Genomic DNA, 26294 nt, shown 5'->3' on the forward strand with positions numbered 1-26294 from the left:
CTGAAACCGGAATTGGGCGATTGACCACGCACAAATCCGCGGAAAAGGTGCTGTCATGGAAAGATTTGACGGAAATTTCACCCAGCAAGAGCCGATCCCCGAGGCAGGGATCGAAGCGGCCTTGTCCGTTCTGCGCCATGGCAGATTGCATAGGTACAACACTGCCGCCGGAGAAATTGCAGAGACCGCACTCTTGGAGGAAGAATTCGCAGCTTATACAGGCGCGAAATACTGCCTTGCTGTCGCCTCTGGTGGGTACGCGATGGGATGTGCCTTGCGCGCAATGGGGGTACGGTCGGGCGAGCCGGTTCTGACCAATGCCTTTACGCTTGCGCCTGTTCCCGGTGCCATCGCGGCTGTTGGGGCGCGGCCGGTTTTTGTGGAAACGACCGACAATCTGACGATCGACTTCGGACATCTGGAGGAGATGGCGAGAAAGACACGTGCAACCGTCCTGATGCTGAGCCACATGCGGGGCCATCTGGCGGATATGGAAGCGCTGATCGCGTTGTGTGATCGCCTTGGCGTGCGGGTCATTGAGGACTGTGCACATACGATGGGCGCCGCTTGGAACGGGGTTGCTTCGGGGCGGTTTGGCAAGATTGCCTGCTATTCGACGCAGACCTACAAGCACATGAATTCAGGCGAAGGCGGGTTCCTGACGACCGACGATCCAGAACTTGCCGCGCGGGCCGTGCTGCTTTCAGGCAGCTATATGCTGTATCCGCGACATCGCGCGGCACCAATTCCAGAAGTTTTCGACCGGATTCGGTTGGATGTTCCGAATGTATCGGGCCGGATGGACAACTTGCGGGCAGCGATTCTGCGACCTCAGATTGCCTTGCTGGATGACAGGCGTCAGCGTTGGAACGCCTTGTACAGGGTGATGGAGCAGGGGTTGGAGGGCACGAATGGCCTGCAACTGACCCAGCGTCCCGCTGCCGAAACCTATGTTGCAAGCAGTTTCCAGTTCATGCTGCCGAATTGGGAACAGGCGCGGGTGCGTGCCTTTGTTGCAGGCTGCGCGTCTCGCGGTGTGGAACTCAAATGGTTCGGCGCTCCAGATCCTGTTGCTTTCACAAGCAGGTATGAACACTGGCGCTATGCCGATCCGCAGCCTTTGCCGCAGACAGATCGCGTGCTGGCAGGATTGATTGACATGCGATTGCCACTGACGTTCAGCCCGGAAGATGCGGCGCTGATCGCCCGAATTATCCGTTCTGAGGTATTGAGAGTGGGGCAGGCGGAGGATCTGAACGTCGAGGCGGTGCCTCTGGCGGATTGACGCCTTTTTTCGCCAAAATGGCGGTACAGCACCTGTACACCCCCTGTACACCCGGCGTGCAGATCAGATGTGCCTTGTCGCATGGCCGGTTGGTGTTAGCCGAGACTGAACCTGAAATGGGCGGGAAACTTGGTCGGCGGGGGCCCTTGTCCCCGATCAACGGGGCGACTCACATTAAATTGAAAAAGATGAATGTGTTTTCGCTGCTGCCTTTGCGCCCCCAGTTCCGGGTCGAATTCCGGGCTTCTTCGGTATTCATTTGCATACAATGCCTGCATTCAGTTGCCGCATCTGCATAATTGCCTCCCGGATTGCGTTGACCCCACCAAAGTCGCGGAGTAAACGGAACTCCAAGAGTGCCTGCGGGGCGACAGCACCCGCGCTCGCCAGACGCCAGCCGAAGGAGCATCTCGTGGACGACATCCTCCGTGAGTATCTTCCCATACTCATTCTTCTTGCGATTGCCGTTGGCCTTGGCCTTGTCCTGATCCTTGCCGCCGCCATTCTGGCCGTGCGCAATCCGGATCCGGAAAAGGTCTCGGCCTATGAATGCGGTTTCAACGCCTTTGACGATGCCCGGATGAAGTTCGATGTGCGCTTCTATCTTGTGTCGATCTTGTTCATCATCTTCGACCTAGAAGTGGCCTTCCTGTTCCCTTGGGCTGTGGCCTTTGGTGACATCAGCATGGCGGCTTTCTGGTCGATGATGGTCTTCCTTGCGGTGTTGACCGTCGGCTTTGCCTATGAATGGAAGAAAGGGGCCCTGGAATGGGAATGATGACAGGGGCCAACACGGCCGATGGCGACAATGAAGTTGCCGTCCAGTCGCTGAACCGAGAGCTTCAGGACAAAGGGTTCTTGCTGACCTCGACCGAGGACATCATCAACTGGGCGCGGACGGGTTCGCTGCATTGGATGACCTTCGGTTTGGCCTGCTGCGCGGTTGAGATGATGCACACCTCGATGCCGCGTTATGACCTTGAACGTTATGGCACTGCGCCGCGTGCCTCACCGCGTCAGTCGGACCTGATGATCGTTGCGGGAACTCTGACGAACAAGATGGCCCCGGCACTTCGTAAGGTTTACGATCAGATGCCAGAGCCGCGCTATGTGATCTCGATGGGTTCCTGTGCGAATGGCGGTGGATATTATCACTATAGCTACTCGGTTGTGCGCGGATGCGACCGCGTGGTGCCGGTGGATATCTATGTTCCTGGCTGCCCGCCCACGGCAGAAGCGCTGCTTTACGGCATCCTTCAGCTTCAACGCAAAATCCGCCGTACCGGCTCTATGACCCGCTGAGGAAGAACCATGTCCGAAGCCCTGAACGAACTGGCCGCCCATATTGAATTGAAGCGGTCGCAAGACGTGGTTGCGACACAAGTCGCCTTTGGCGAGCTGACCGTCGAGGTTCTGCCCGGAAAAATCGCAGATTTTGCTGAATTCCTGCGCACCGATGGTGCTTGCAAGTTTTCAAGCCTTGTCGACATCACCGCTGTAGATCACCCAACCCGTGAAAAGCGGTTTGACGTCGTCTACCACTTCCTTTCGATGTACCAAAACCACCGCATTCGCGTGAAGATTGCCATCGACGAAGAAGAATTGGTGCCTTCGCTGATCGAGGTGCATCCAAGCGCGAACTGGTTTGAGCGCGAAGTGTTCGACATGTTCGGGATCATGTTCTCGAACCACCCGGACTTGCGCCGTATCTTGACCGACTACGGGTTCCGCGGCCATCCGTTGCGGAAAGACTTCCCGACCACTGGCTATACCGAGGTTCGTTATGACGAAGCGCAAAAGCGCGTGGTCTATGAGCCGGTCAAGCTGGTGCAGGAATACCGGCAATTCGATTTCATGTCGCCTTGGGAAGGTGCGCAATATGTGCTGCCCGGTGACGACAAGGCGGGGGCGAAGTGATGGACGGCGATATCCGCAAGAACCAGTATGATGACGGCTCGGTTGATATCGAGACGGGTGAGCAGAAGATCCGCAATTTCAACCTGAACTTCGGACCGCAGCACCCTGCGGCCCATGGCGTTTTGCGTCTGGTGCTGGAGCTTGATGGCGAGATCGTTGAACGCTGCGATCCGCATATCGGCCTGCTGCACCGTGGCACCGAAAAGCTGATGGAAAGCCGGACCTATCTGCAAAACCTGCCATACTTCGACCGCCTCGACTACGTGGCGCCGATGAATCAGGAACACGCCTGGTGTCTGGCGATTGAAAAGCTGACCGGTACGGTCGTGCCGCGTCGCGGCCAGTTGATCCGGGTTTTGTATTCGGAAATCGGTCGGGTTCTGAACCACCTTCTGAACGTTACCACACAGGCGATGGACGTGGGTGCGTTGACGCCGCCGCTTTGGGGCTTTGAAGAGCGTGAAAAGCTGATGGTGTTTTACGAGCGGGCCTGTGGCGCGCGTCTGCACGCCGCCTATTTCCGCCCGGGTGGGGTACACCAAGACCTGCCGTCCAAGCTGATCGACGATATCGAACAATGGGCCGAGGAATTCCCGCGCGTTCTGGATGATATCGACGGCCTGCTGACAGAAAACCGCATCTTCAAACAGCGCAACGCCGATATCGGTATTGTCACGGAAGATGACATTCAGAAATGGGGCTATTCCGGCGTCATGGTGCGCGGATCGGGCCTGGCTTGGGATTTGCGCCGGGCGCAGCCCTATGAATGCTACGACGAATTCGACTTCAAGATCCCGGTGGGCAAGAACGGCGACTGCTATGACCGTTACCTGTGCCGCATGCAGGAAATGCGCGAGTCGACCAGCATCATCAAGCAGGCCTGCGCCAAGCTGCGTGAACCTGCGGCCCAGACGGACGTTCTGGCCCGTGGCAAGATCACGCCGCCAAAGCGCGGCGAGATGAAGACGTCGATGGAAGCGCTCATCCACCACTTTAAACTTTACACCGAAGGCTTCCATGTGCCCGCGGGTGAGGTTTATGCGGCGGTCGAGGCCCCGAAGGGCGAATTCGGCGTCTACCTGATGGCCGACGGCACCAACAAACCCTATCGCGCTAAGATCCGCGCTCCGGGGTTCCTGCACCTGCAATCTATGGACTACATCGCCAAGGGCCACCAGCTGGCCGACGTGTCCGCCATCATCGGCACGATGGATGTCGTGTTCGGGGAGATCGACCGCTAATGCTTCGCCGTCTGCATAAAGACCAGCCTGCCTCGTTCGAATTCACGCCCGCCAATCTGGCATGGGCCAAGGGGCAGATTTCGAAATATCCCGAAGGCCGTCAGGCATCGGCAGTTATCCCGCTTTTGTGGCGGGCGCAGGAACAGCATGGCTGGCTGACTCGGCCGGCGATCGAATATGTCGCCAATATGCTGGGCATGGCCTATATCCGTGCGCTTGAAGTGGCGACATTCTACTTCATGTTCCAGTTGCAACCCGTTGGTTCGGTGGCGCATATCCAGATTTGCGGGACGACCTCTTGCATGATCTGCGGCGCCGAAGACCTGATCGCCGTTTGCAAAGAGCTGATCGCCTCGGCACCGCATACGCTTTCGGCGGACGGCAAGTTCAGCTGGGAAGAGGTCGAATGCATGGGCGCTTGCGCCAATGCACCGATGGCCCAGATCGGCAAGGATTATTACGAAGACCTGACAGCTGAGAAGCTGCGCGAGTTGATTGCCCGTTTCTCGACAGGCGAGGTTCCGGTTCCGGGCCCGCAGAATGGCCGTTATGCCGCTGAACCGAAGAAAGGGCTTACCAGCCTGAAGGAATTCGAAAGCGGCAAGAAGCAGTTCAATGCCTCGGCGCAATTGGCCGTTGATATTGGCGATACGGTCAAGCGCATCGACGGGACAGAGGTTCCGCTGACGACCCCTTGGCTGGGCAAGCCCGCCAAAGCGACGCCCGCCAAGTCGAAGGCAACCGAGGCAAAACCGGGCAAGAACATTCCTGCGGATGACACCGGCGTAACCGTGCAGGAAGCCCCGGCAAAATCCAAAGCCAAGCCGGTTTCCAAGGATGAGCCCGCTGCTGCGGCGGCTTTCGCGCCGGTTGAGGCTGGCGCTGGAACTCAGCCTGCAGGTCTGGCCGCGCCGCGTGGTGGTGCTGCCGACAATCTGAAAGAGATTGAAGGCATTGGTCCAGCTTTGGAAAAGCTGTGCAATTCAATGGGCATCTTCCACTTTGACCAGATCGCCCAGTGGGGCGCGGCAGAGATTGCATGGATGGACAGCAACCTGAAAGGGTTCAAGGGCCGCGTGACCCGCGACAAGTGGGTGGCTCAGGCCAAGCTGATAGTGACCGAGGGTCTGGAAGCGTTCCGCATCCGGGCCAAGACGAACGACTATTGAGGGTAGTGAATGGCGCTTCCCGACCCGGAGATGGAACGGCAATTGGCACGTCAGGCGAGACTGGTCGCCTTCGTGATCGCCGGAACCATGCTTTTGTGGATGGGGGCACAATGGGTTGGCGGTGAGATGGGGCTAGAGCCTCGCTATGCCATCCTGTTCGATTTCGCTGCTTTGGCCGCGTTCTTTTGGGCGCTGGTTGTGACGTATCAGATCTGGCGTAAGCGTCAGGGTTGAAGGAGAGAGCTGATGCTCAAGGATCAGGACCGCATCTTTACCAACCTCTATGGCATGCACGACCGCAGCCTTAAGGGCGCGATGAAGCGTGGGCATTGGGACGGTACGGCCGAGATCATTTCGCGCGGTCGCGACAAGATCATCGAGCAGGTCAAGGCATCGGGTCTTCGGGGCCGCGGTGGCGCAGGCTTTCCGACTGGTCTGAAATGGTCGTTCATGCCCAAGCAGTCGGATGGTCGTCCGGCCTATCTGGTCATCAATGCTGACGAATCCGAACCCGGTACCTGTAAAGACCGTGAGATCATGCGGCATGATCCGCACACCCTGATCGAAGGCGCTCTGATCGCGTCTTTCGCGATGGGGGCGAACACCTGCTACATCTACATTCGCGGTGAATATATTCGCGAGCGTGAAGCGCTGCAGGCAGCGATTGACGAATGCTATGATGCCGGCCTTCTGGGCAAGAACGCTGCGAAGTCGGGTTGGGACTTCGATTTGTTCCTGCATCACGGGGCAGGGGCCTATATTTGTGGTGAAGAAACGGCGCTTCTTGAAAGCCTTGAAGGCAAAAAGGGCATGCCGCGCATGAAGCCGCCATTCCCGGCGGGGTCGGGGCTTTACGGCTGCCCGACCACGGTGAACAACGTGGAATCCATTGCCGTGGTTCCCACGATCCTGCGTCGTGGCCCAGAGTGGTTTGCAGGCTTTGGCCGCCCCAACAATGCTGGCACCAAGCTGTTCGGCATCTCTGGCCATGTGAACAATCCCTGCGTTGTTGAAGAGGCGATGTCGATCCCGCTCAAGCAGCTTTTGGAAGAGCATTGCGGCGGTGTGCGGGGTGGCTGGAAGAACCTGAAGGCCGTGATCCCCGGCGGGTCGTCCGTTCCGTTGCTGACGCAGTCCCAATGCGATGACGCGATCATGGATTTCGACTGGCTGCGCGAGCAGCGCTCGGGCCTAGGCACAGCGGCCGTAATCGTGATGGATCAATCGACGGACGTGATCAAGGCGATCTGGCGTCTGTCGAAGTTCTACAAGCACGAAAGCTGCGGTCAGTGCACGCCCTGCCGCGAAGGCACCGGCTGGATGATGCGGGTCATGGACCGTCTGGTGCGGGGCGAGGCTGAGGTCGAAGAAATCGACATGCTGCTGAGCGTGACCAAGCAGGTCGAAGGCCACACGATTTGCGCCCTTGGAGACGCGGCGGCATGGCCGATTCAAGGCCTCATCCGCGCCTTCCGCGATGAGATCGAAGACCGCATCAAGGCCAAGAAAACCGGGCGCATCAGCGCTGTGGCGGCGGAGTGAAACCGATGGCGGTAGCCATGACCCTTGCACTTGCCGTTTCAGGCTGCGTGCAACCGGCAACCAAGGTTGCCGGGCCGGTTGCGGCTTTGCCTTTGCGGGTTTCAAACAACGGATCGCCATTTGGTGCTGATCAAGGCATAGCCGCGCGCAAGCTTGGCGAAGCAGAATGTGCCGCAGAGGGACGCGTTCTACGCACGAGCATTTATGACCGCTTCGAGTCGGGAGAATGGGTGTTTGTGGAGGGGTGCGCATGAACCGCTATCTGATAGCAGCCCAAAACTGCGTGAATGACGGCCATTGTCATCGCATATCAGGACGAGTGGCACCTATCTCCTTGGCATGGAATGCCAAGGAGGCCCTGATGAAATTTATGCCACTGACCATCGCTGCCTTGCTGCTTGCCGCACCCGCCTTTGCGCTGGTGCCGATCAATCAGGAAGAGCATATCAACAAGACCCTGTTGAAAGGCTTTATCGGTGACGCGATCGCCGACAATTGCCCGACGATCGAGCCACGCAAGATCCGTGCTCTGCTTGAACTGAATGATCTGCGTGATTACGCGTTGGAGCAGGGCTATACGGCCGAAGAGATCCGCGCCTTTGTTACGGACAAAGCCGAGAAAAAGCGCGGCAAGGCCGAGGCTGCGGCATGGCTGAAAGAGCGCGGTGCCGAGCCGGGCAAGCCTGATGCGTATTGTGCCATTGGTGAAGAAGAAATCGCCAAGGACAGCCTGATCGGCCAATTGCTGAGGTCAACCAAATGACCGAAGCCTTGCATCTTGCCGAGCTTAATGTCGGGCGCCTGTTGGCGCCCACCGACGATCCGCGCGTTGCCGAGTTCATGGCAGCGCTGGACCGTGTGAATGGCATGGGCAAGCGGATGCCGGGCTTTGTCTGGATGATGGAAGGCTCGGGCGAACCGGGAATGGGCAATACCGAGACCAAGATTGACGGCGATCCTCAATATGTCTCGAACCTGACGGTTTGGGAAAATGTTGAATCGCTTGAACATTTCGTCTGGAACACGGTGCACCGGTCGTTCTATGAACGCCGCGCTGAGTGGTTCGAAGTTCTGGGTGGAATGCATTTCGTGATGTGGTGGGTGCCCGCTGGGCATCGACCAACGCTGGAAGAGGGGCTGGATCGTCTGGCCCATCTTCAGGCGAAAGGGGACAGTGACCGGGCCTTTGGCTGGTCGTATCTGAAAGAGGCACAGCTGTGGAAAACCCATGCTTGTGCCCGGATGGCTGCGGAGTAGGCAGATGACGAACCTGAAGAAGATCAGCATTGACGGCATCGAGGTCGAAGTGGATGGGGCAATGACCATCATCCAGGCGGCCGAGGTGGCAGGCGTGGAAATCCCGCGCTTTTGCTATCACGAGCGTTTGTCGATTGCGGGCAACTGCCGCATGTGTCTGGTCGAGGTCGTCGGCGGCCCTCCAAAGCCTGCTGCAAGCTGCGCCATGCAGGTGCGTGACCTGCGTCCTGGCCCGAATGGTGAAGCGCCTGTCGTCAAGACAAATAGCCCGATGGTCAAGAAGGCCCGCGAAGGCGTGATGGAGTTCCTTCTGATCAACCACCCGCTGGATTGCCCGATTTGCGATCAGGGCGGCGAGTGCGATTTGCAGGATCAGGCCATGGCCTATGGCGTCGACTTCAGCCGCTATCGTGAGCCGAAGCGCGCCTCGGAAGATTTGAATCTTGGCCCGTTGGTTGCGACCACGATGACGCGTTGCATTTCCTGCACCCGTTGCGTTCGTTTCACCACCGAAGTCGCGGGCATCACCCAAATGGGCCAGACAGGCCGTGGCGAAGATGCGGAGATCACCAGCTATCTGAACCAGACGCTGGCCTCGAACCTTCAGGGCAATATCATCGACCTCTGCCCGGTGGGCGCGCTGACCTCAAAGCCTTATGCCTTTACCGCGCGTCCGTGGGAGTTGACCAAGACCGAATCCATTGACGTTATGGATGCGCTTGGTTCGAACATCAGGATCGACACCAAGGGTCGCGAAGTGATGCGGATCATTCCGCGCAACCATGACGGCGTGAACGAAGAGTGGATCTCGGACAAGTCGCGCTTCATCTGGGACGGTCTGCGCCGCCAGCGTCTGGATACGCCCTACATTCGTGAGAACGGAAAGCTGCGCAAAGCGACTTGGGGCGAGGCCTTGACAGCGGCTGCCACCGCCATGAAGGGCAAGAAAATTGCTGGTCTGGTTGGTGATTTGGCACCGGTTGAGGCCGTGTTCAGCCTCAAGCAACTGGTTGAAGGTCTCGGCGGCCGCGTCGAGTCGCGCACGGATGGCGCAAAACTGCCGGCTGGCAACCGCTCGGCCTATGTTGGCACCGCGTCGATTGAGGATATCGACAGCGCAAAATCAATCCTGCTGATCGGGACCAACCCGCGTGATGAGGCGCCGGTTCTGAATGCGCGCATCCGCAAGGCTTGGTCGCTGGGCGCCAATGTCGCCTTGGTGGGGCAGGCCGTTGACCTGACCTATGATTACGCACATGTCGGCACCGATCGCGCCGCGCTTTTGTCGTTGGTGGCCGAGGCCGAAAAGGCAGGCCCCGATGGCAGGTCCGGCGTGATTATTGTCGGACAAGGTGCCTTGAATGAGGCCGATGGCGAGGCTGTTCTGAGCCAGGTCCAGAAATTGGTCGAAATCATGGGTGTCAAGCTCTTGGTCCTGCATACAGCTGCGGCGCGTGTGGGGGCGATGGACGTTGGCGCCTTGACCGAGGGCGGTCTGTCGGCTGCAATGGACGGCGCCGAGGTCATCTACAACCTTGGCGCGGACGAAGTCGAAATCGCTGCAGGTCCTTTCGTGATCTATCAGGGCAGCCATGGTGACCGTGGTGCGCATCGCGCCGACATCATTCTGCCGGGCGCGGCCTATACCGAAGAAAACGGCCTGTTTGTAAACACAGAGGGTCGCCCGCAATTGGCGATGCGTGCTGGCTTTGCTCCAGGCGAGGCCAAGGAAAACTGGGCAATCCTGCGGGCTTTGTCGGCTGAACTGGGGGCGACCCTGCCTTGGGATAGCCTTGCTGCGCTGCGCCGGGCGATTGTTGCTGCGCATCCGCATCTGGGGGCCGTGGACGAAGTGGCTGAGAGCGAGTGGAACCGTATTCCGCTGCGCGAGCCCGCCAAAGCCACGTTCCGTAATGTGGTAAAGGATTTCTACCTGACAAACCCGATCGCACGCGCAAGCGCCGTGATGGCCGAGCTTTCGGCAATGGCCAAGGCGCGCGGCGAAGCTCCGATGGCCGCCGAGTAAACCGATGATCCGTAAACTGGCCCTGATCGCACTTCTGACCACCGCTCCGGCGGTGCTGTCGGCCTGCGCATCGGCTGGTGGGGCGGATCAGGTGTCGCAGGGTGATTTTTCGCCCGGCTATCAAGGCATTCAGACAGTGCTTCTGGAAGGGGATCTGGTCAGTTTCCGTGTGGCGATGACCGGTGCGCGGAACGAAACCGATGTCGAGGCCTATGCACGCTGTGCGGCGGCCCAATATGCGCTGATCCGGGGGGCCGGTTTTGCGCGCCATGTTCGTACGAACGTGGCCAAGGATGGAACAACTTGGCGTGGGGACGGGGTCTATCTGATCTCGGCTGCCTTGCCGCGCGGGTTCAAGACGATCGACGCCGAGGTTGCGGTGCGCGATTGTGGCGAGCAAGCGATACCGACGGTCTGAGGATGAGGAACGGACGATGACGGAATTTCTGGCGACACCCATGGGTACTGCGGTCCTTTTGATCGCACAGACCCTTCTGGTGGTGGGCTTCGTGATGATCTCGATGCTCTTCCTCGTCTATGGTGACCGCAAGATCTGGGCAGCCGTCCAGATGCGGCGCGGGCCGAACGTCGTCGGTCCATGGGGTCTGTTGCAGACCGTGGCCGACGCTGCGAAATACGTCTTCAAGGAAATCGTGATCCCGGCAGGCGCCGACCGCCCGGTCTTCTTCCTTGCTCCTATGTTGTCTTTCGTTCTGGCGATGATGGCCTGGGCTGTGATCCCCTTTGATGATGGCTGGGTGCTTTCCAATATCAATGTGGCGATCCTTTTCGTTTTTGCCATGTCTTCACTGGAAGTTTACGGCGTGATCATGGGCGGGTGGGCTTCAAACTCGAAGTACCCTTTCCTTGGCTCGCTGCGGTCTGCCGCGCAGATGATTTCTTACGAAGTTTCGTTGGGTCTGATCATCATCGGCATCATCATCTCGACCGGGTCCATGAACCTGTCGAACATCGTGATGGCGCAGGATGGCGACTGGGGCCTGTTCAACTGGTACTGGCTGCCGCATTTGCCGATGGTGGTACTGTTCTTCGTGTCAGCCTTGGCCGAAACCAACCGCCCGCCCTTTGACCTTCCCGAAGCGGAATCGGAACTGGTTGCTGGTTTCTTCGTCGAATACTCGTCGACCCCGTTCCTGCTGTTCATGGCTGGCGAATATATCGCCATTTACCTGATGTGCGCGCTGATGAGCATTCTGTTCTTCGGCGGCTGGCTGTCACCGTTCCCCTTCCTGCCCGATGGTTGGTGGTGGATGATCATCAAGATGGCCTTCTTCTTCTTCCTCTTCGCGATGGTGAAGGCCATCGTCCCCCGCTATCGCTATGACCAACTGATGCGTATCGGCTGGAAGGTCTTCCTGCCGCTGTCGTTGGCTTGGGTCGTGGTGATTGCGTTCCTTGCGAAATTCGAAGTTCTCGGCGGCTTCTGGGCCCGCTGGACGATTGGAGGCTGAGGCTTAACATGGCCAACATCGACTGGACCCGCGCGACGCGCTATTTCCTTCTTCAAGACTTCATCAAGGGCTTTGCCCTTGGCATGAAGTACTTCTTCGCCCCCAAGGCCACGCTGAACTACCCGCATGAAAAGGGGCCGCTGTCGCCTCGTTTCCGCGGTGAGCACGCGCTGCGCCGTTACCCGAATGGCGAAGAGCGCTGCATCGCGTGCAAACTTTGCGAGGCCGTTTGCCCGGCTCAGGCCATCACTATCGACGCCGAGCCTCGCGAAGACGGCAGCCGCCGCACGACGCGCTATGACATCGACATGACCAAGTGCATCTATTGCGGCTTCTGCCAGGAAGCCTGCCCTGTCGATGCTATCGTTGAGGGACCGAATTTCGAATTCTCGACCGAAACCCGTGAAGAGCTTTTCTACAACAAGGAAAAGCTGCTTTCGAACGGCGAGCGTTGGGAAGCCGAAATCGCCCGCAATCTTGAAGCTGACGCCCCTTACCGGTGAGAGCGATATGACCGAAGCCTATACCAAGATGATCCAACAGATGATGGAAAGCTCGCAAGAGATGTTGCGGGCGTTCAATCCTGCTTTGGAGCAGATGAAGGTCGCGGGCTTTGACAAGATGTTCCCCACCATGTCGAAGGACATGATGGAGATGTGGTTCGGCAAGACCTTCAACCGCGAAGGTCTGGATGCCAAGACACGGCTGTTCGTGACCATTGCGGCGCTGACCGTTTTGGGCGCACAGGCCGAGCCACAGTTGAAATTGGCGGTGCGCCACGCGCTAGAGGCCGGAGCCACCCAACGCGAGATTGCGGAAGTGATCTGGCAGATGAGCATGTTCGGCGGGATGCCCGCCATGCAGAAGGCGCTGGAAATCGCCCAGTCCGTCTTTGCAGAGACTTCTGAGGAGAAAGACGTATGACCGTCGCAGACATCGCCTTTTATGCCTTTGCCATCGTCACGGTGGCGGCGGGGCTTATGGTCGTCATAAGCCGCAACCCGGTGCATTCGGTGCTTTGGCTGATCCTGACCTTCCTGTCATCGGCGGGGTTGTTCGTCCTTCTCGGGGCGGAATTCGTCGCGATGCTGTTGATCATCGTCTATGTCGGCGCGGTGGCGGTTCTGTTCCTCTTCGTCGTGATGATGCTGGACATCGACTTTGCCGAGTTGAAGGGCGAAATGGCGAAATACATGCCGCTTGGCCTGTTGATTGGTGTCGTCCTGATCATGCAGCTGGCGCTTGGGGTTGGGGCTTGGGTTCAGGCTGAAGGTGCCTTGGGCCTGCGTCAGGCCGTGGCGCCGGGGGCCGAGATCGAGAATACCGCAGCCTTGGGTCTGATCCTTTATGACAAGTACCTGCTGTTGTTCCAACTGTCGGGTCTGATCTTGCTGGTTGCCATGATTGGCGCGATCCTGCTGACCCTGCGTCACCGCAAGGACATCAAGCGCCAGAACGTGCTGCAGCAGATGTGGCGCGACCCGGCCAAGGCGATGGAACTGAAAGACGTCAAGCCGGGGCAGGGGCTGTAATCCATGTTCCTGCGCACATCCCTTCTGCTGCTGACGGTGATCGGGGGGCCAGCTTTGGCCTGCTCCCCGGCTGTCAGCACGCCGTCGGATGTGCCTCAGCGCGGGGAAAACTGCGAGCTTTCTTACCAAGTGTCAGAGATTGACACCGTAGGGTTGGGGCAGGCGCGAGACCTTGGAAATGGATTGGTGATCCAGTCGGCGTTTGAGGGCAATGGTTGCTTTGGTGAGACCAGCATGATTGTCACCGATTGTGCTACTGGGCGGGCGAAAGTGCTTGGGACTTATACTTGGTCTCTGGATGGCTATGAGGCCCCACCGTCCAAGCTGGAGCGCATGGTTGCAAAGGTTGAGGCCGCGGTTACTGGCGGGGGTACGGATGTCTTGGACCGTGCCGAAGCTGCCGCACGGCAAGCTGGGTTTAATGATGTTCTGGACCTGCGGAGCAGCGACCGCATCAAGGTTCAGGGCAAGCTTTTGGGGCTGACTTGCGCTTGCAAGAGTTTCTATCCGGGACTTAAGCCCGGGGCATGACTTCCGGCCCTTGGGCCGTATGAAAATAAATCGGGCGCGAAAGTCGCCTACGAGGGAACGAGAGATGGTTGGACTTGAACATTACCTGACGGTCGCGGCGGCTTTGTTCGTCATCGGCATTTTCGGCATCTTCCTGAACCGGAAGAACGTGATCGTCATTCTGATGTCGATCGAACTGATGCTGCTGGCGGTGAACATCAATATGGTCGCCTTCTCCAGCTATCTGGGCGATCTGGTGGGGCAGGTCTTCACCATGTTCATCCTGACCGTTGCAGCGGCCGAAGCCGCCATCGGCCTTGCGATCCTCGTAGTGTTCTTCCGCAACCGCGGAACGATCGACGTCGAAGACGTCAACGTGATGAAAGGCTAAGAGATCATGGCAACGATCATCCTTCTTGCACCCCTGATCGGGTCCATCATCTGCGGCTTTGGCTGGCGGATCATCGGCGAGCGTGCCGGCCAGATCATCACCACCTCGATGGTGTTTTTGGCGGCTTTCCTGTCATGGATCATCTTCCTGACCCATGATGGCGTTACCGAACATATTCACCTGTTGACTTGGGTTCAGTCGGGCAGTCTGGATACAGAGTGGGCGATCCGCGTGGACCGTCTGACCGCGATCATGCTGGTCGTCGTGAACTCGGTCTCGGCCTTGGTTCACCTTTATTCGTTTGGCTATATGGCCCATGACGATAACTGGGGTCATCACGAACATTACCGCGCCCGGTTCTTTGCCTATTTGTCGTTCTTCACCTTTGCCATGTTGACGCTGGTCACCTCGGATAACCTGGTACAGATGTTCTTTGGCTGGGAAGGCGTGGGTGTGGCCTCGTACCTGCTGATCGGCTTTTACTATAAGAAGCCGTCGGCGAACGCCGCCGCAATCAAGGCTTTTGTTGTCAACCGTGTGGGTGACTTTGGTTTTGCCCTTGGCATCTTTGCCCTGTTCTACCTGACCGACAGCATCCGGTTCGATGATGTGTTTGCCGCTGCTCCGGCCTTGGCCGAGACAAACCTTTCGTTCCTTTGGGGCGAATGGAACGCAGCAAACCTGATCGGCGTGCTGCTGTTTATCGGCGCGATGGGGAAATCGGCTCAGTTGATCCTGCACACTTGGCTGCCAGATGCGATGGAAGGTCCGACACCGGTTTCGGCGCTGATCCACGCGGCAACCATGGTGACCGCAGGCGTCTTCCTTGTCTGCCGGATGTCGCCGCTTTACGAATATGCGCCTTCGGCTACTGCTTTCATCACCGTTCTGGGGGCGACGACCGCCTTCTTTGCCGCGACCGTGGGTCTGGTCCAGAACGACATCAAGCGCGTGATCGCCTATTCGACCTGTTCGCAGCTTGGCTACATGTTTGTGGCTGCCGGTGTGGGCGTCTATTCGGTCGCCATGTTCCACTTGTTCACGCATGCTTTCTTCAAGGCGATGCTGTTCCTCGGCGCCGGTTCGGTGATCCATGCGACCCATCACGAGCAGGACATGCGCAACTATGGTGGCCTGCGTAAGAAGATCCCGCTGACTTTTGCCGCGATGATGATCGGCACGCTGGCCATTACCGGCGTGGGTATTCCGCTGACGCATTTCGGCTTCGCTGGGTTCCTGTCAAAGGACGCTGTGATCGAAAGCGCCTATGTCGGATCGCATTATGCCTTCTGGCTTCTGGTTGTTGCCGCCTGCTTCACCAGCTTCTATTCATGGCGTCTGATGTTCCTGACCTTCTACGGCGAAAACCGCGCCGGGACGGTTGGGCATGATGATCACGGTCATGGCCATGGTCATGACGATCACCACCACGAGCCGCATGAAAGCCCGATGGTCATGTTGATCCCGCTGGGAGTGCTGGCTCTTGGTGCCGTGTTCTCGGGGATGATCTGGTACAATGTGTTCTTTGGCGACGAGGCCAAGGTGCGCAACTGGTTTGGCATGGAAGCCGTGCAGGAAGCACATGGTGAAGCCGCTGCCGAGGGGCATGCGGCCCCGGCCCCGGCGGAAGGTGAGGCTGCCCATGCCGAACCGGCGGCACCTGCCGAGGGTGAAGCTGCGCATGCCGAGGCTGCTGCCCCGGCTGAGGGCGAAGCTCATGCAGCTGCGGTTGATCCGAAAGGTGCAATTTACATGGGGCCTGATAACCACGTGATCCACGAGGCGCATAACGTGCCGACATGGGTGAAAGTATCGCCTTTCATTGCCATGCTGATCGGCTTTGCGGTGTCTTGGCTGTTCTACATCAAGGACCCGTCTCTGCCGCGTCGTCTGGCCGAGGCACAGCGCCCGCTGTACCTGTTCCTTCTGAACAAGTGGTACTTTGACGAGCTCTACGATTGGATCTTCGTCCGCCCGGCCAAGTGGCTTGGAAACTTCCTGTGGAAGAAGGGCGACGGGGCTGTCATCGACGGATCAATCAACGGCGTGGCCATGGGAATCGTCCCCATGCTGACGCGCCTCGCCGGTCGGGCGCAGTCCGGCTATGTGTTCCACTATGCCTTCGCCATGGTGATCGGGATCGTTGTCCTTGTCACTTGGATGACGCTTTCCGGCGGCAGCCACTAAGGGGGCAGGATAAAGACCATGGACAATCTTCTTTCCATCATCACCTTCATCCCGGCAGTTGCCGCCGCCATCATGGCGCTGTTCCTGCGGGGCGAAGATGCCGCCGCCCAGAAAAACGCGAAATGGCTGGCCTTGCTGGCTACCGTTGCGACCTTCCTTGTGTCGATCTTTGTCCTTGTGGGCTTTGATCCGGCCAACACGGATTTCCAGTTTGTCGAAGAGTACGACTGGATCCTTGGCCTGAAGTACAAGATGGGCGTTGACGGGATTTCGGTTCTGTTCGTGATGCTGACAACCTTCCTCATGCCGCTCACCATCGCGGCCTGCTGGGATGTTGAACACCGCGTCAAAGAATACATGATCGCGTTCCTGATGCTTGAAACCCTGATGCTGGGTGTGTTCTGTGCGTTGGATCTGGTGCTCTTCTACCTGTTCTTCGAAGCAGGTCTGATCCCGATGTTCCTGATCATCGGCATCTGGGGCGGAAAAGAGCGCATCTACGCGGCGTTCAAGTTCTTCCTCTACACCTTCCTCGGCTCGGTGCTGATGCTGGTCGCGATGATCGCGATGTATATGGATGCAGGCACCACGGATATTCCGTCGCTTCTGAACCACAGCTTTGGGTCCGAAACCTTTAGCCTGATGGGCTTCCAGATTGTTGGCGGCATGCAGACGCTGCTGTGGCTTGCGTTCTTTGCTTCATTCGCGGTGAAGATGCCGATGTGGCCGGTTCATACTTGGCTGCCGGACGCACACGTTCAGGCGCCGACAGCCGGCTCGGTGGTTCTGGCTGCGATCCTTCTGAAGATGGGCGGTTACGGGTTCCTGCGCTTCTCGCTGCCGATGTTCCCGGTTGCCTCGGACCTTCTGGCACCGTTGGTGTTCTGGATGTCGGCGATTGCCATCGTCTACACGTCTCTGGTCGCTTTGGCCCAGCAGGATATGAAAAAGCTGATCGCCTATTCATCGGTGGCCCATATGGGCTATGTGACGATGGGGATCTTTGCCGCCAATCAACAGGGCATCGACGGTGCGATCTTCCAGATGCTGTCGCACGGCTTCATCTCGGGCGCGCTGTTCCTGTGCGTTGGCGTGATTTATGACCGGATGCACACCCGCGACATCGACGCCTATGGCGGTCTGGTGAACCGGATGCCGGCCTATGCGCTTGTCTTCATGTTCTTCACCATGGCGAACGTGGGCCTTCCGGGAACCTCGGGTTTCATCGGCGAATTCCTGACGCTTATGGGTATTTTCCAGGTCAACACCTGGGTTGCCGCTGTCGCGACAACCGGTGTGATCCTCTCGGCCGCCTATGCGTTGTGGCTGTATCGCCGCGTAGTCATGGGGGAACTGGTGAAGGAAGCCCTTCGCTCGATCACAGACATGACCCGTCGTGAAAAGGCGATCTTCGCCCCGCTGATCGCCATGACCTTGCTTTTGGGCGTTTATCCTTCACTGGTGACCGACATCATCGGCCCCAGCGTCAGCGCCCTTGTCACCGACTACCATGCCGCGCTTCCCGTTGTTGACGGGACGCAAGTGGCACAGCACTGAGGACTGCATCCATGACCGCAGATTTCAATACCGTCCTGCCGGAACTGGTGCTGGCGATTTACGCCATGGCAGCGCTGATGTTCGGCGTATACACCAGCAAGGACAAGGTTGCCCCGATGCTGGTCTGGGCCACTTCGGGCTTGTTCCTTGCTTTGGCGCTGTTCATTGGCTTTGGCGGCACCGGTGAGCGGGCTGCCTTTGGCGGCATGTTCGTTGATGATCCGTTTGCCCGGTTCGCAAAGGTGACCATCCTTGTTTCAGCTGCCGCCGTCATGATGATGGCGCAAGATTACATGCAGCGTCGCGGATTGCTTCGCTTTGAATTCCCGATCCTTGTTTCGTTGGCCTCGGTTGGCATGATGATGATGGTTTCGGCGGGCGATCTGATGTCCCTTTACATGGGGCTGGAGCTTCAGTCGCTGTCCCTTTACGTCGTGGCCGCCATGCGTCGTGATAGCGTCAAGTCATCGGAAGCTGGTCTGAAGTATTTTGTGCTGGGTGCGCTTTCGTCAGGGTTGTTCCTGTATGGCGCATCCTTGACCTATGGGTTCGCGGGCACCACCCAGTTCACTGGTATCCTTTCCTCCATTGGGCATGGCGAGGAACTTCCATTGGGTCTGATGATCGGCATGGTGTTCATGCTTGCAGCCCTTGCCTTCAAGGTCTCCGCAGCACCATTCCACATGTGGACGCCAGATGTTTATGAGGGCTCGCCGACACCGGTGACGGCCTTCTTCGCAACGGCCCCTAAAGTTGCAGCAATAGGTCTGATTGCCCGGCTGGTCCATGACGGTTTTGGCGGTATTCCCGGCCAGTGGGGGCAAGTTCTGGCTGCTCTGGCTGTGGTGTCGATGTTCCTTGGCGCGATTGCCGCCATTGGTCAGCGCGACATCAAGCGCCTGATGGCCTATTCTTCGATCGCACATATGGGCTATGCCTTGGTTGGCCTTGCTTCGGGAACGGCGCAGGGTGTGCAGGCGATGCTCGTTTACATGGCGATCTACGTCACGATGAACGTCGGCACCTTTGCCTTCATCCTGTCGATGGAGCGCGACGGCCGCCCGGTTACCGACATCCAAAGCCTGAACATGTTTTCCAAAAAAGAGCCGTTGAAGGCGTTTGCCGTACTGGTTCTGATGTTCAGCTTGGCGGGTGTCCCGCCGATGGTCGGCTTTTTCGGTAAGTTCTATGTTCTGAAGGCGGCGGTTGACGCCAATATGACATGGCTTGCCATTGCTGGTGCCGTCGCCTCGGTCATCGGTGCGTTCTACTACCTGCGCATCGTGTTCTTCATGTACTTCGGAAAAGAGCAGGAGCCTGCTGACAGCAACATGGTTCCGGTCCAATGGGTGCTTATGGTCGCCGTAGCAGCGATTATGGTTCTGGGCGTCGTCAACCTGTTTGGCATCGAGCCTGCCGCTGCAGTTGCCGCAGAATCCTTGCTGCACTGATGGGCAATGCACAATGGCCTGAGGGGGTAGGGCGTGTCCTTCTCTCCTCGGTCGATTCAACAAATGCTGAGGCATTCCGCCGGGCCCCGCATCTGTCGGGGCCCTGCTGGATTCTGGCAGGCGAACAAACCGCAGGTCGGGGCCGGCGTGCCCGGGCTTGGTCTAGCCCGCGTGGAAATTTCTACGGGACGCTGGTCTTGCAGCCAAGTGAAGCGCCTCAGGTGGTTGCCTTGCGATCTTTTGCTGCGGCTTTGGCGTTGCGTGACGCATTAGCGACTGTGACGGGCACCGGTGCGGGACTTGGTCTGAAATGGCCCAATGACGTATTGATGAACGGCGGAAAAGTTGCTGGCATTCTTCTGGAAAGCCATGGTGCGGGGCAGGGTATTCAGGCCCTGGCGATTGGGATTGGAGTCAATCTGATCGCACATCCCGATCCCGTTCTGATTGAGGGTTCGGCCGTGCCGCCAGTCTCGGTTCTATCCGAAACAGGGTGCCGCGTGTCTCCCGAGGCATTCCTAGATGCATTGGCACCTGCCTATTCCCACTGGGAGAACCTTTTTGTAACAGAAGGTTTCTTACCGCTTCGGGCGGCTTGGCTATCCCATGCAGCGCGTCTTGGCGAAAAGATCATTGCCAGGACGGGAAATGATACCCGAGAGGGGATATTTGAGACAGTCGATGCCGAGGGCAATCTGGTGTTGCGTATGGGCATGACAACACTTGCTATTCCGGCGGCAGAGGTGTTCTTTTGATCCCTCTGACCTTGTTCCCGTTGTGAGGGCGAGCCTATGCTTCTTGCCATTGATTGCGGCAATACCAACACCGTCTTCTCAATTTGGGACGGCAAGAAGTTCATCGCGACATGGCGCTGCGCTTCGGATCACAAGCGCACGGCGGATGAGTACTTTGTCTGGCTTTCATCGCTGATGGCCGTGACGAAGACGGAAGCCGAAATTACGGAAGCCATCATTAGTTCGACCGTTCCGCGCGTTGTCTTTAATCTGCGGGTGCTCTGCAATCGGTACTTTGACTGCAGGCCGTTGGTGGTGGGCAAGCCGGAATGTGCTTTGCCAGTGCCTCCCCGTGTTGACCAAGGTACAACCGTGGGGCCGGATCGCTTGGTGAATACTGTTGGCGCTCATAACAGGCATGGCGGCGACCTGATCGTCGTGGACTTCGGAACCGCTACGACCTTTGATGTCGTTGACAGCGACGGTGCCTATGTTGGTGGTGTCATCGCGCCGGGTGTGAACCTGAGCCTTGAGGCGCTGCATATGGCGGCGGCAGCTTTGCCGCATATTGACGTGGCGAAACCGGCAAAAGCAATTGGTACGAATACGGTCGCCTGTATGCAATCTGGCGTCTACTGGGGTTATGTTGGTCTTGTAGAGGGAATCGTCCGGGAGGTCCGCAAAGAGCGCGAGCGTCCCTGCAAGGTCATCGCGACAGGGGGGCTTGCCTCCTTGTTCGCGCAGGGCACCGATCTATTTCATTCGATCGAAGATGATCTGACCATGCATGGTCTGGTCTTGATCAACGACTACAACAAGGAAATCGCATGAGCGTGAAACAGCGTCTGATCTACCTCCCCCTTGGCGGCGCGGGTGAGATCGGCATGAACTGCTATGTTTATGGTTATGGCCCGGAAGGCAAAGAGCGCCTTATCGTCGTGGATCTCGGGGTGACATTCCCCGATATGGACAGCTCTCCTGGTGTTGACCTGATCATGGCCGATATTTCGTGGTTGGAAGAGCGGGTAGACCAGGTCGAAGCCATCTTCATCACCCACGCACACGAAGACCACATTGGCGCGCTTGGTCTGTTGTGGCCCAAGTTGAAGAAGAAGGTCTACGCTCGCCGCTTTACCGCGATAGTGGGGCGGTTAAAGATGGATGAAAGCGGTCTTCCGCTGGACGCTCTGACGACGGTTGAACCTTGGCCCGCAAAGGTGAAGGCCGGACCATTCGAAGTAGGGTTTGTTCCTGTCAGCCATTCTATTCCGGAATCGAGCGCGTTGGTAATCGACACGCCAGTGGGTCGACTGTTCCATTCGGCGGACTTCAAGATCGACCCTGCGCCTGTTGTTGGTGAGCCGTGGGACGATGACCTGATCCGAAGCATTGTGGAGGAGCAGCCGATCAAGGCACTGATGTGCGATTCCACAAATGTGTTTTCGACCCATCCCGGCCGTTCGGAAAGTACCCTCAAAGACCCAATTCGCGACCTGATCAAGTCGAAGGGGGGAATGGTTGTTGCAACAACCTTTGGCTCTAACGTGGCGCGTCTGAAGACGCTTGCAGAGGCCGCACGCGCGGCTGATCGCTCGATCTGTGTTCTCGGGCGCTCCATGCGGCGGATGCTGTCGGCCTCGGAAGAGGCGGGTGTTCTGACCAACTTTCCTCGCACGGTTTCACCAGAAGAAGCGCTGGAGATCCCACGTGGCAATTTGATGCTGCTGGTGACCGGCAGTCAGGGGGAACGGCGCGCGGCTTCGGCACAATTGAGCCGGGGGAAGTATTTGGGGCTGGAGATGAAGGCAGGCGATACCTTCCTGTTTTCGTCCAAAACCATTCCTGGCAATGAACGCGATGTCCTGAAGATTATGAACGCCTTTTCCGAAATGGGCGTGGATGTGGTCGACGATACAGGCGGGCTTTATCACGTCTCGGGTCATGCCAATCGGCCTGATCTAGAGCATGTGCATCGCCTGTTGTTGCCTGACATGCTGATCCCCATGCATGGTGAACATCGCCATCTGCGAGAGCACGTCAAAATCGCCACCGAGGCGGGTATCGCGGCCGAGATTGCAACGAACGGGATGATGATCGACCTGACGGGCGAAGAACCGCAGGTTGCCGAATACATCGAAACGGGTCGGATCTATCTTGATGGAACCGCGCTGATCGGCGCATTGGACGGCGTCGTTCGTGATCGTATTCGGATGGCGCTGAATGGCCATGTGATGGTGACCGTGCTGCTCGATGAACAGGATGAACCGCTGGGCGATGCCTGGGTCGAGATTTCCGGTTTGCCCACGGTGGGCCGGGGCGAACGTCTCTTGGCCGACACGCTTGAGGCAGATCTTACCGAGTATCTGGAGCAAGCGGGTGCGAAGGTGCTTCGGGATGATGAAAAGCTGGAAGAAAACCTGCGCCGCGTTGTGCGTCAGGTGACGGTTGAAGAAATTGGGAAGAAGCCGGAGGTGACCATAGTGGTCAGCCGGTTGCAGACGGAATAGAATCTCAGCCCGACCCCAAAAGAAAAAGGCCCCGTCAATGACGGGGCCTTTTTCAATGCATTCGCTGGCATTTAGCCTTCGGATGCGACGGTATCCACTTCGGCGTCGGCCTCAGAAATATCGTCAGCGCCGGTGGACGGTGCTGCGATCTTGAAGCTGCGAAGAATGAAATCGGGAACATGGTCGCCCATGCCAATCACAGGTGTATCCCGGCGGTCGCGCCGGTCGTCACGCCTGTCATCGCGGCGTTCCTGCCGCCTGTCGTCTTGTTTGCGGTCATCCTGCCGGTCATCGCGGCGTTCATCCCTGCGATCCGATCTGCGATCTTCGCGGCGGGGGGATGCCGATTGTGCTTCTGGAACGTCTACCACCAGATCCTCCGATGCCGCGACGACATCAATCGGTTCCATGCTGGCAGGGGGCAGGGATTCATCGCGCTTTGGTTTGCGATCGCGATCCTTGTCGCGACCGCGCTGACGGCGCTCGCCACGCTTTGACTCGGTTCCCTCTCGACGATCAGATCGTCCTTTTTCACTCCGCTCTGACAAGCTCTCCAGCGCGCCTTCCGGCACGATACCTTTTGGAATCTCTAGTTTGACCAAGCTCTGGATGGCAGTCAGATATTTTTCATCGGCGGGGACGGCGATTGTATATGCCTTGCCCTGACGGCCTGCGCGACCCGTGCGGCCAATGCGGTGGACGTAATCTTCGGGGTGGCTGGGCACGTCAAAGTTGAAAACATGGCTGACCGCAGGAATGTCGAGCCCGCGTGCAGCAACATCGGAGGCAACCAAAAGGTGCAAGCTTCCGTCGCGGAACGCATCCAGCGTCTTCATCCGCTGAGACTGATCCAGGTCGCCGTGAATGGCCGCAGCATTGAAACCATGCGATTTCAGTGACTTCGCGACGACGTCCACATCCATCTTGCGATTGCAGAAGATGATGGCGTTGGTGCAGGATTCGCCTTCTTGCTTGATAAGGCTGCGAAGCACTGCGCGCTTTTCGGTAAAGCTGCGGTCCTTGCGGCTGGGTTGGAACTGTATCAACTGCTGTTCAATCGTGGCCGAGGTCGAATTCTGGCGAGCGACCTCGACCTTCGCCGGATTCGACAGGAACGTGTTGGTGATCCGCTCGATTTCGGGTGCCATGGTGGCCGAGAAGAACAGCGTTTGACGGGTAAACGGTGTCAATTGGAAGATGCGCTCGATATCGGGGATAAAGCCCATATCAAGCATACGGTCGGCTTCGTCGACGACCATGATTTCAACGCCTTGCAGCAACAGCTTGCCGCGCTCGAAATGGTCCAGAAGACGGCCGGGGGTGGCGATCAGGACGTCAACGCCGCGGTCGATGAGCTTGTCTTGCTCGCCAAAGGCAACGCCGCCAATCAGCAGGGCCTTGGTCAGCTTCGTGTGCTTTGCATAAACGTCAAAGTTCTCGGCCACCTGAGCCGCCAGTTCCCGCGTCGGCGCCAGAACAAGGCTGCGTGGCATACGAGCTCGGGCGCGTCCCTTGCTAAGCCTTGTGATCATCGGAAGTGTGAAGCTGGCCGTCTTGCCGGTGCCAGTTTGCGCAATCCCCAGAACATCGCGGCCTTCCAGCGCATGTGGGATGGCCTGAGCCTGAATTGGGGTGGGGTTTTCATAGCCGGCGTCGGCGATGGCCTTAAGTACGCGCGGGTCAAGCGCGAGATCGGTGAACTTTGTCATATGCGTCCTAAACGGCAGGATCGGCCTGCGAGGGTTTTAGGGACGCAATCTTCCGGGCGTCCCGCGTCGTTGGTCCCGATAGGGGCCGCACGCGCGATAGCGGAAAAGCTGGGAAGCGTCAAGTAAACAGGGTGTTTTGGGTCATTCCCTGCGAAAAGAACAGCCTAACCTCAAGCGGTTTTCTTTTCTGAAGAGTTTCCGAATAACTGCGTGTGTCGCAGTTGCGTCGATTGCATCCTCTCAATGGCTTTCGGATGTTCGTCTGACTCGGGCTCCCACTCCAACGCAAAGGGAAAGGCCGCGAGGTTGGGGTCGATCCGAAAAAGCAAATCGTCCACCACGCGGCCAGCAAAGCGATAAGCGTCGTCAAATCCCAAGGATAGCGCTATTAGCCTACGGGAATTGAAGGGGGAAAGATAAAAACAGTGCCAGTTGGCTGGGAATACAGTCCCAAGGCTGGCCGAATAGAAAACCTCAAGGAACATGAAATCCGGTTGTTTGGACCGGGCATTGCGGGGCAGGGTTTGCAGCCAACTGGTGAACTTCGGCAAAAAACGGCTCGCCACGTCCTGAGTAAAGAGTTGAGGAGGGACCGGAAACAACTTTCGCATTTGCCAGTTGAAGTCTTTCCATTTGGTCTTGTCAGTCCAAGGAACGTAAACCGCGCGCAAGAGATCAGTTTGATGGCCACGCAATACGATTGCGTCGCGCCTGATCTGTGTCTGCGCTCCCAGCAGCATTTCGTTCGGGGCAGAGGTCACGACGCCGGCAGCGATTTCGTAGGCGCGCTGGTTTTTGGCTGCACGCATTTGGTCGCGGGGCCGCTTCATGGGGCTTCGCATGTGCACTTCATGCTCGATGCCCTGCTGAGCGGCGATGTCGCTTGCGACCAAGGCATCGCGCCGTGTGCCGGGATTTGTGATGTGGGTAAAGAACTGGCTGATCTCATTGCGATGCTCGCCCGCCATTGCAAGGAGTAGGCGGCTGTCACGACCGGCAGAGATTGGCATGGAACAGGTGTGCGTTTTCGCAAAGGCCCCGATGTTGCGACGGGTGCGAGCGATGATGTCATCTACAGCCCTGCCATAGTTGGATGGGCGATGATCAAAGGCCTCGTCGCGCGGCCAATGGCGTGTTTCGCAAAAATTATCGAGATCAAGATAGAAGTTCGGGTTCATCCGCGTGACATCTTCGTCAATCGTCGTGAACAAAGTAAAGCGGCCGCCTTCCGTCCGCATCAGGTCAAGGTCGTAGAGAGGATTTGGCTTTATCTCACGATCAATGCAAAGAAGCGGCGAAGCCGCGACACGGCGGGTCTGTAGATTATAGACGACCCCATTCATGCCAACGGGGTCGCAGTACACGCGCTGCTCGTCCGCCATGTCCAGCAATAATGTATACCGCCCCGCAAGGTCGATCAGCCATGTCTCGAACAGGTCGATGCAGTCATCTTCGCGAGCCGATAGTTCAGGAATGAAATGCTTTTCTAACAAGGGGCCTTCGGCAGCGACGGCAACGCCAAGCAGGATGCCGATTGGCGTTCCTTCGCAATCGAACAGTTCGGTAACTGGTAGCGCATTTCCGACATAAAGATGGAAGCGCTGAAACCGCATATGGCGCATCCCGTCAACCTTCACTGGGGTTCGGGATAGCAGGTACTGGTACCGAAAGATTTCGCTGAAGGACAATCCTTCAGCGCGACAAAGGCGCTCTGCTTCGGTCATGGTCTGCTCGATTATACTTTTTTGGCGAGTCTGCTGGACTCGCCAAATTCTGTAAACTTTCGTCTACGACTGCAGCAACATGT

Annotated in this window: 27 protein-coding genes; 25 read left to right on the forward strand and 2 right to left on the reverse strand. The window is 57.9% G+C overall.

Translation table 11 applies throughout. From position 1 onward, the window contains the following. Positions 1-55 precede the first annotated feature (55 nt). The 25 genes from ACSBLW_RS02760 (at position 56) to ACSBLW_RS02880 (ending at position 22778) form a co-directional block, all read left to right on the forward strand. Positions 56-1285 (forward strand): DegT/DnrJ/EryC1/StrS family aminotransferase, encoded by a 1230-nt coding sequence (locus tag ACSBLW_RS02760; RefSeq protein WP_435258715.1) that lies wholly within the window; start codon positions 56-58, stop codon positions 1283-1285. Positions 1286-1697: 412 nt separating this feature from the next. Continuing rightward, a complete protein-coding gene (locus tag ACSBLW_RS02765) occupies positions 1698-2063 on the forward strand; it encodes an NADH-quinone oxidoreductase subunit A (protein WP_435258716.1) in 366 nt (121 codons plus the stop codon). Then, the gene (locus ACSBLW_RS02770) at positions 2063-2587 is read left to right on the forward strand and encodes a NuoB/complex I 20 kDa subunit family protein (RefSeq protein ID WP_435260026.1); all 525 of its coding nucleotides are present in this window, start codon (positions 2063-2065) and stop codon (positions 2585-2587) included. Before ACSBLW_RS02765 ends, ACSBLW_RS02770 begins: the two co-directional genes overlap by 1 nt. A gap of 9 nt (positions 2588-2596) precedes the next feature. Next, positions 2597-3202, forward strand: a complete 606-nt coding sequence (locus tag ACSBLW_RS02775; RefSeq protein WP_435258717.1) for an NADH-quinone oxidoreductase subunit C — start codon at positions 2597-2599, stop codon at positions 3200-3202. Next, positions 3202-4443, forward strand: coding sequence for an NADH-quinone oxidoreductase subunit D (locus tag ACSBLW_RS02780; protein ID WP_435258718.1), 1242 nt, complete (start codon positions 3202-3204; stop codon positions 4441-4443). The genes ACSBLW_RS02775 and ACSBLW_RS02780 overlap by 1 nt, the downstream gene beginning before the upstream one ends. After that, positions 4443-5612, forward strand: a complete 1170-nt coding sequence (locus ACSBLW_RS02785; protein WP_435258719.1) for an NADH-quinone oxidoreductase subunit E — start codon at positions 4443-4445, stop codon at positions 5610-5612. Before ACSBLW_RS02780 ends, ACSBLW_RS02785 begins: the two co-directional genes overlap by 1 nt. A gap of 9 nt (positions 5613-5621) precedes the next feature. Then, entirely contained in the window at positions 5622-5846 is a 225-nt protein-coding gene (locus ACSBLW_RS02790; RefSeq protein WP_435258720.1) for a DUF5337 domain-containing protein, read from the forward strand. Between the two features lie 12 nt (positions 5847-5858). Beyond that, entirely contained in the window at positions 5859-7154 is a 1296-nt protein-coding gene (gene nuoF, locus ACSBLW_RS02795) for an NADH-quinone oxidoreductase subunit NuoF (RefSeq protein ID WP_435258721.1), read from the forward strand. Between the two features lie 5 nt (positions 7155-7159). After that, positions 7160-7408 (forward strand): hypothetical protein, encoded by a 249-nt coding sequence (locus ACSBLW_RS02800; protein WP_435258722.1) that lies wholly within the window; start codon positions 7160-7162, stop codon positions 7406-7408. Positions 7409-7515: 107 nt separating this feature from the next. After that, positions 7516-7917 carry a DUF5333 domain-containing protein gene (locus tag ACSBLW_RS02805; RefSeq protein WP_435258723.1) on the forward strand — a complete coding sequence of 134 codons (402 nt, stop codon included), beginning with the start codon at positions 7516-7518 and terminating at the stop codon, positions 7915-7917. Then, positions 7914-8411, forward strand: coding sequence for a DUF3291 domain-containing protein (locus tag ACSBLW_RS02810; RefSeq protein ID WP_435258724.1), 498 nt, complete (start codon positions 7914-7916; stop codon positions 8409-8411). The genes ACSBLW_RS02805 and ACSBLW_RS02810 overlap by 4 nt, the downstream gene beginning before the upstream one ends. A 4-nt stretch (positions 8412-8415) precedes the next feature. Further along, complete coding sequence (gene nuoG / locus ACSBLW_RS02815; RefSeq protein ID WP_435258725.1) at positions 8416-10437, forward strand: NADH-quinone oxidoreductase subunit NuoG; 2022 nt, start codon at positions 8416-8418, stop codon at positions 10435-10437. Positions 10438-10441: 4 nt separating this feature from the next. Then, on the forward strand, positions 10442-10855 hold the full coding sequence (locus tag ACSBLW_RS02820) for a hypothetical protein (RefSeq protein WP_435258726.1): 414 nt from the start codon (positions 10442-10444) through the stop codon (positions 10853-10855). Positions 10856-10871: 16 nt separating this feature from the next. Beyond that, positions 10872-11909: an NADH-quinone oxidoreductase subunit NuoH gene (gene nuoH / locus ACSBLW_RS02825; RefSeq protein ID WP_435258727.1), complete on the forward strand. Its 1038-nt coding sequence runs from the start codon at positions 10872-10874 to the stop codon at positions 11907-11909. Positions 11910-11917: 8 nt separating this feature from the next. Beyond that, positions 11918-12412, forward strand: a complete 495-nt coding sequence (gene nuoI / locus ACSBLW_RS02830; RefSeq protein WP_435258728.1) for an NADH-quinone oxidoreductase subunit NuoI — start codon at positions 11918-11920, stop codon at positions 12410-12412. A gap of 7 nt (positions 12413-12419) precedes the next feature. After that, a complete protein-coding gene (locus tag ACSBLW_RS02835; protein ID WP_435258729.1) occupies positions 12420-12833 on the forward strand; it encodes a carboxymuconolactone decarboxylase family protein in 414 nt (137 codons plus the stop codon). Beyond that, entirely contained in the window at positions 12830-13441 is a 612-nt protein-coding gene (locus tag ACSBLW_RS02840) for an NADH-quinone oxidoreductase subunit J (protein ID WP_435258730.1), read from the forward strand. Before ACSBLW_RS02835 ends, ACSBLW_RS02840 begins: the two co-directional genes overlap by 4 nt. Positions 13442-13444: 3 nt before the next feature. Then, positions 13445-13972 (forward strand): hypothetical protein, encoded by a 528-nt coding sequence (locus tag ACSBLW_RS02845; RefSeq protein WP_435258731.1) that lies wholly within the window; start codon positions 13445-13447, stop codon positions 13970-13972. 64 nt (positions 13973-14036) lie between these two features. Next, entirely contained in the window at positions 14037-14342 is a 306-nt protein-coding gene (gene nuoK, locus ACSBLW_RS02850) for an NADH-quinone oxidoreductase subunit NuoK (protein ID WP_435258732.1), read from the forward strand. Between the two features lie 6 nt (positions 14343-14348). Further along, entirely contained in the window at positions 14349-16529 is a 2181-nt protein-coding gene (gene nuoL / locus ACSBLW_RS02855; RefSeq protein WP_435258733.1) for an NADH-quinone oxidoreductase subunit L, read from the forward strand. 18 nt (positions 16530-16547) lie between these two features. Then, positions 16548-18086, forward strand: coding sequence for an NADH-quinone oxidoreductase subunit M (locus ACSBLW_RS02860; RefSeq protein WP_435258734.1), 1539 nt, complete (start codon positions 16548-16550; stop codon positions 18084-18086). An 11-nt stretch (positions 18087-18097) separates the two neighbouring features. Further along, positions 18098-19537: an NADH-quinone oxidoreductase subunit NuoN gene (nuoN, locus tag ACSBLW_RS02865; RefSeq protein WP_435258735.1), complete on the forward strand. Its 1440-nt coding sequence runs from the start codon at positions 18098-18100 to the stop codon at positions 19535-19537. After that, the gene (locus tag ACSBLW_RS02870; RefSeq protein ID WP_435258736.1) at positions 19537-20292 is read left to right on the forward strand and encodes a biotin--[acetyl-CoA-carboxylase] ligase; all 756 of its coding nucleotides are present in this window, start codon (positions 19537-19539) and stop codon (positions 20290-20292) included. Before nuoN ends, ACSBLW_RS02870 begins: the two co-directional genes overlap by 1 nt. A 36-nt stretch (positions 20293-20328) precedes the next feature. After that, positions 20329-21102 (forward strand): type III pantothenate kinase, encoded by a 774-nt coding sequence (locus ACSBLW_RS02875; protein ID WP_435258737.1) that lies wholly within the window; start codon positions 20329-20331, stop codon positions 21100-21102. Next, positions 21099-22778, forward strand: a complete 1680-nt coding sequence (locus tag ACSBLW_RS02880) for a ribonuclease J (RefSeq protein WP_435258738.1) — start codon at positions 21099-21101, stop codon at positions 22776-22778. Before ACSBLW_RS02875 ends, ACSBLW_RS02880 begins: the two co-directional genes overlap by 4 nt. Before the next feature lie 71 nt (positions 22779-22849). Here ACSBLW_RS02880 and ACSBLW_RS02885 read toward each other — a convergent pair whose 3' ends face one another. Both ACSBLW_RS02885 and ACSBLW_RS02890 read right to left on the reverse strand, forming a co-directional pair. Then, a complete protein-coding gene (locus ACSBLW_RS02885) occupies positions 22850-24487 on the reverse strand; it encodes a DEAD/DEAH box helicase (RefSeq protein WP_435258739.1) in 1638 nt (545 codons plus the stop codon). Between the two features lie 170 nt (positions 24488-24657). Then, positions 24658-26211, reverse strand: coding sequence for a hypothetical protein (locus ACSBLW_RS02890; protein ID WP_435258740.1), 1554 nt, complete (start codon positions 26209-26211; stop codon positions 24658-24660). Between the last annotated feature and the right edge of the window lie 83 nt (positions 26212-26294).

This window comes from Thioclava sp. FR2 (assembly GCF_051200875.1).
Taxonomy (GTDB): domain Bacteria; phylum Pseudomonadota; class Alphaproteobacteria; order Rhodobacterales; family Rhodobacteraceae; genus Pseudotabrizicola.

What these genes read in the sequence shown, in the direction of transcription:
- ACSBLW_RS02785 (WP_435258719.1), top strand. Translation starts at nt 4,443, where the DNA reads ATGCTTCGCCGTCTGCATAAAGACCAGCCTGCCTCGTTCGAATTCACG.
- ACSBLW_RS02770 (WP_435260026.1), top strand. Translation starts at nt 2,063, where the DNA reads ATGACAGGGGCCAACACGGCCGATGGCGACAATGAAGTTGCCGTCCAG.
- ACSBLW_RS02820 (WP_435258726.1), top strand. Translation starts at nt 10,442, where the DNA reads ATGATCCGTAAACTGGCCCTGATCGCACTTCTGACCACCGCTCCGGCG.
- ACSBLW_RS02805 (WP_435258723.1), top strand. Translation starts at nt 7,516, where the DNA reads ATGAAATTTATGCCACTGACCATCGCTGCCTTGCTGCTTGCCGCACCC.
- nuoF (WP_435258721.1), top strand. Translation starts at nt 5,859, where the DNA reads ATGCTCAAGGATCAGGACCGCATCTTTACCAACCTCTATGGCATGCAC.
- ACSBLW_RS02860 (WP_435258734.1), top strand. Translation starts at nt 16,548, where the DNA reads ATGGACAATCTTCTTTCCATCATCACCTTCATCCCGGCAGTTGCCGCC.
- ACSBLW_RS02760 (WP_435258715.1), top strand. Translation starts at nt 56, where the DNA reads ATGGAAAGATTTGACGGAAATTTCACCCAGCAAGAGCCGATCCCCGAG.
- ACSBLW_RS02775 (WP_435258717.1), top strand. Translation starts at nt 2,597, where the DNA reads ATGTCCGAAGCCCTGAACGAACTGGCCGCCCATATTGAATTGAAGCGG.
- ACSBLW_RS02800 (WP_435258722.1), top strand. Translation starts at nt 7,160, where the DNA reads ATGGCGGTAGCCATGACCCTTGCACTTGCCGTTTCAGGCTGCGTGCAA.
- nuoH (WP_435258727.1), top strand. Translation starts at nt 10,872, where the DNA reads ATGACGGAATTTCTGGCGACACCCATGGGTACTGCGGTCCTTTTGATC.
- nuoK (WP_435258732.1), top strand. Translation starts at nt 14,037, where the DNA reads ATGGTTGGACTTGAACATTACCTGACGGTCGCGGCGGCTTTGTTCGTC.
- nuoN (WP_435258735.1), top strand. Translation starts at nt 18,098, where the DNA reads ATGACCGCAGATTTCAATACCGTCCTGCCGGAACTGGTGCTGGCGATT.
- ACSBLW_RS02780 (WP_435258718.1), top strand. Translation starts at nt 3,202, where the DNA reads ATGGACGGCGATATCCGCAAGAACCAGTATGATGACGGCTCGGTTGAT.
- ACSBLW_RS02810 (WP_435258724.1), top strand. Translation starts at nt 7,914, where the DNA reads ATGACCGAAGCCTTGCATCTTGCCGAGCTTAATGTCGGGCGCCTGTTG.
- ACSBLW_RS02840 (WP_435258730.1), top strand. Translation starts at nt 12,830, where the DNA reads ATGACCGTCGCAGACATCGCCTTTTATGCCTTTGCCATCGTCACGGTG.
- ACSBLW_RS02835 (WP_435258729.1), top strand. Translation starts at nt 12,420, where the DNA reads ATGACCGAAGCCTATACCAAGATGATCCAACAGATGATGGAAAGCTCG.
- nuoG (WP_435258725.1), top strand. Translation starts at nt 8,416, where the DNA reads ATGACGAACCTGAAGAAGATCAGCATTGACGGCATCGAGGTCGAAGTG.
- ACSBLW_RS02880 (WP_435258738.1), top strand. Translation starts at nt 21,099, where the DNA reads ATGAGCGTGAAACAGCGTCTGATCTACCTCCCCCTTGGCGGCGCGGGT.
- nuoI (WP_435258728.1), top strand. Translation starts at nt 11,918, where the DNA reads ATGGCCAACATCGACTGGACCCGCGCGACGCGCTATTTCCTTCTTCAA.
- ACSBLW_RS02885 (WP_435258739.1), bottom strand. Translation starts at nt 24,487, where the DNA reads ATGACAAAGTTCACCGATCTCGCGCTTGACCCGCGCGTACTTAAGGCC.
- ACSBLW_RS02875 (WP_435258737.1), top strand. Translation starts at nt 20,329, where the DNA reads ATGCTTCTTGCCATTGATTGCGGCAATACCAACACCGTCTTCTCAATT.
- ACSBLW_RS02890 (WP_435258740.1), bottom strand. Translation starts at nt 26,211, where the DNA reads ATGACCGAAGCAGAGCGCCTTTGTCGCGCTGAAGGATTGTCCTTCAGC.
- ACSBLW_RS02790 (WP_435258720.1), top strand. Translation starts at nt 5,622, where the DNA reads ATGGCGCTTCCCGACCCGGAGATGGAACGGCAATTGGCACGTCAGGCG.
- ACSBLW_RS02845 (WP_435258731.1), top strand. Translation starts at nt 13,445, where the DNA reads ATGTTCCTGCGCACATCCCTTCTGCTGCTGACGGTGATCGGGGGGCCA.
- ACSBLW_RS02870 (WP_435258736.1), top strand. Translation starts at nt 19,537, where the DNA reads ATGGGCAATGCACAATGGCCTGAGGGGGTAGGGCGTGTCCTTCTCTCC.
- nuoL (WP_435258733.1), top strand. Translation starts at nt 14,349, where the DNA reads ATGGCAACGATCATCCTTCTTGCACCCCTGATCGGGTCCATCATCTGC.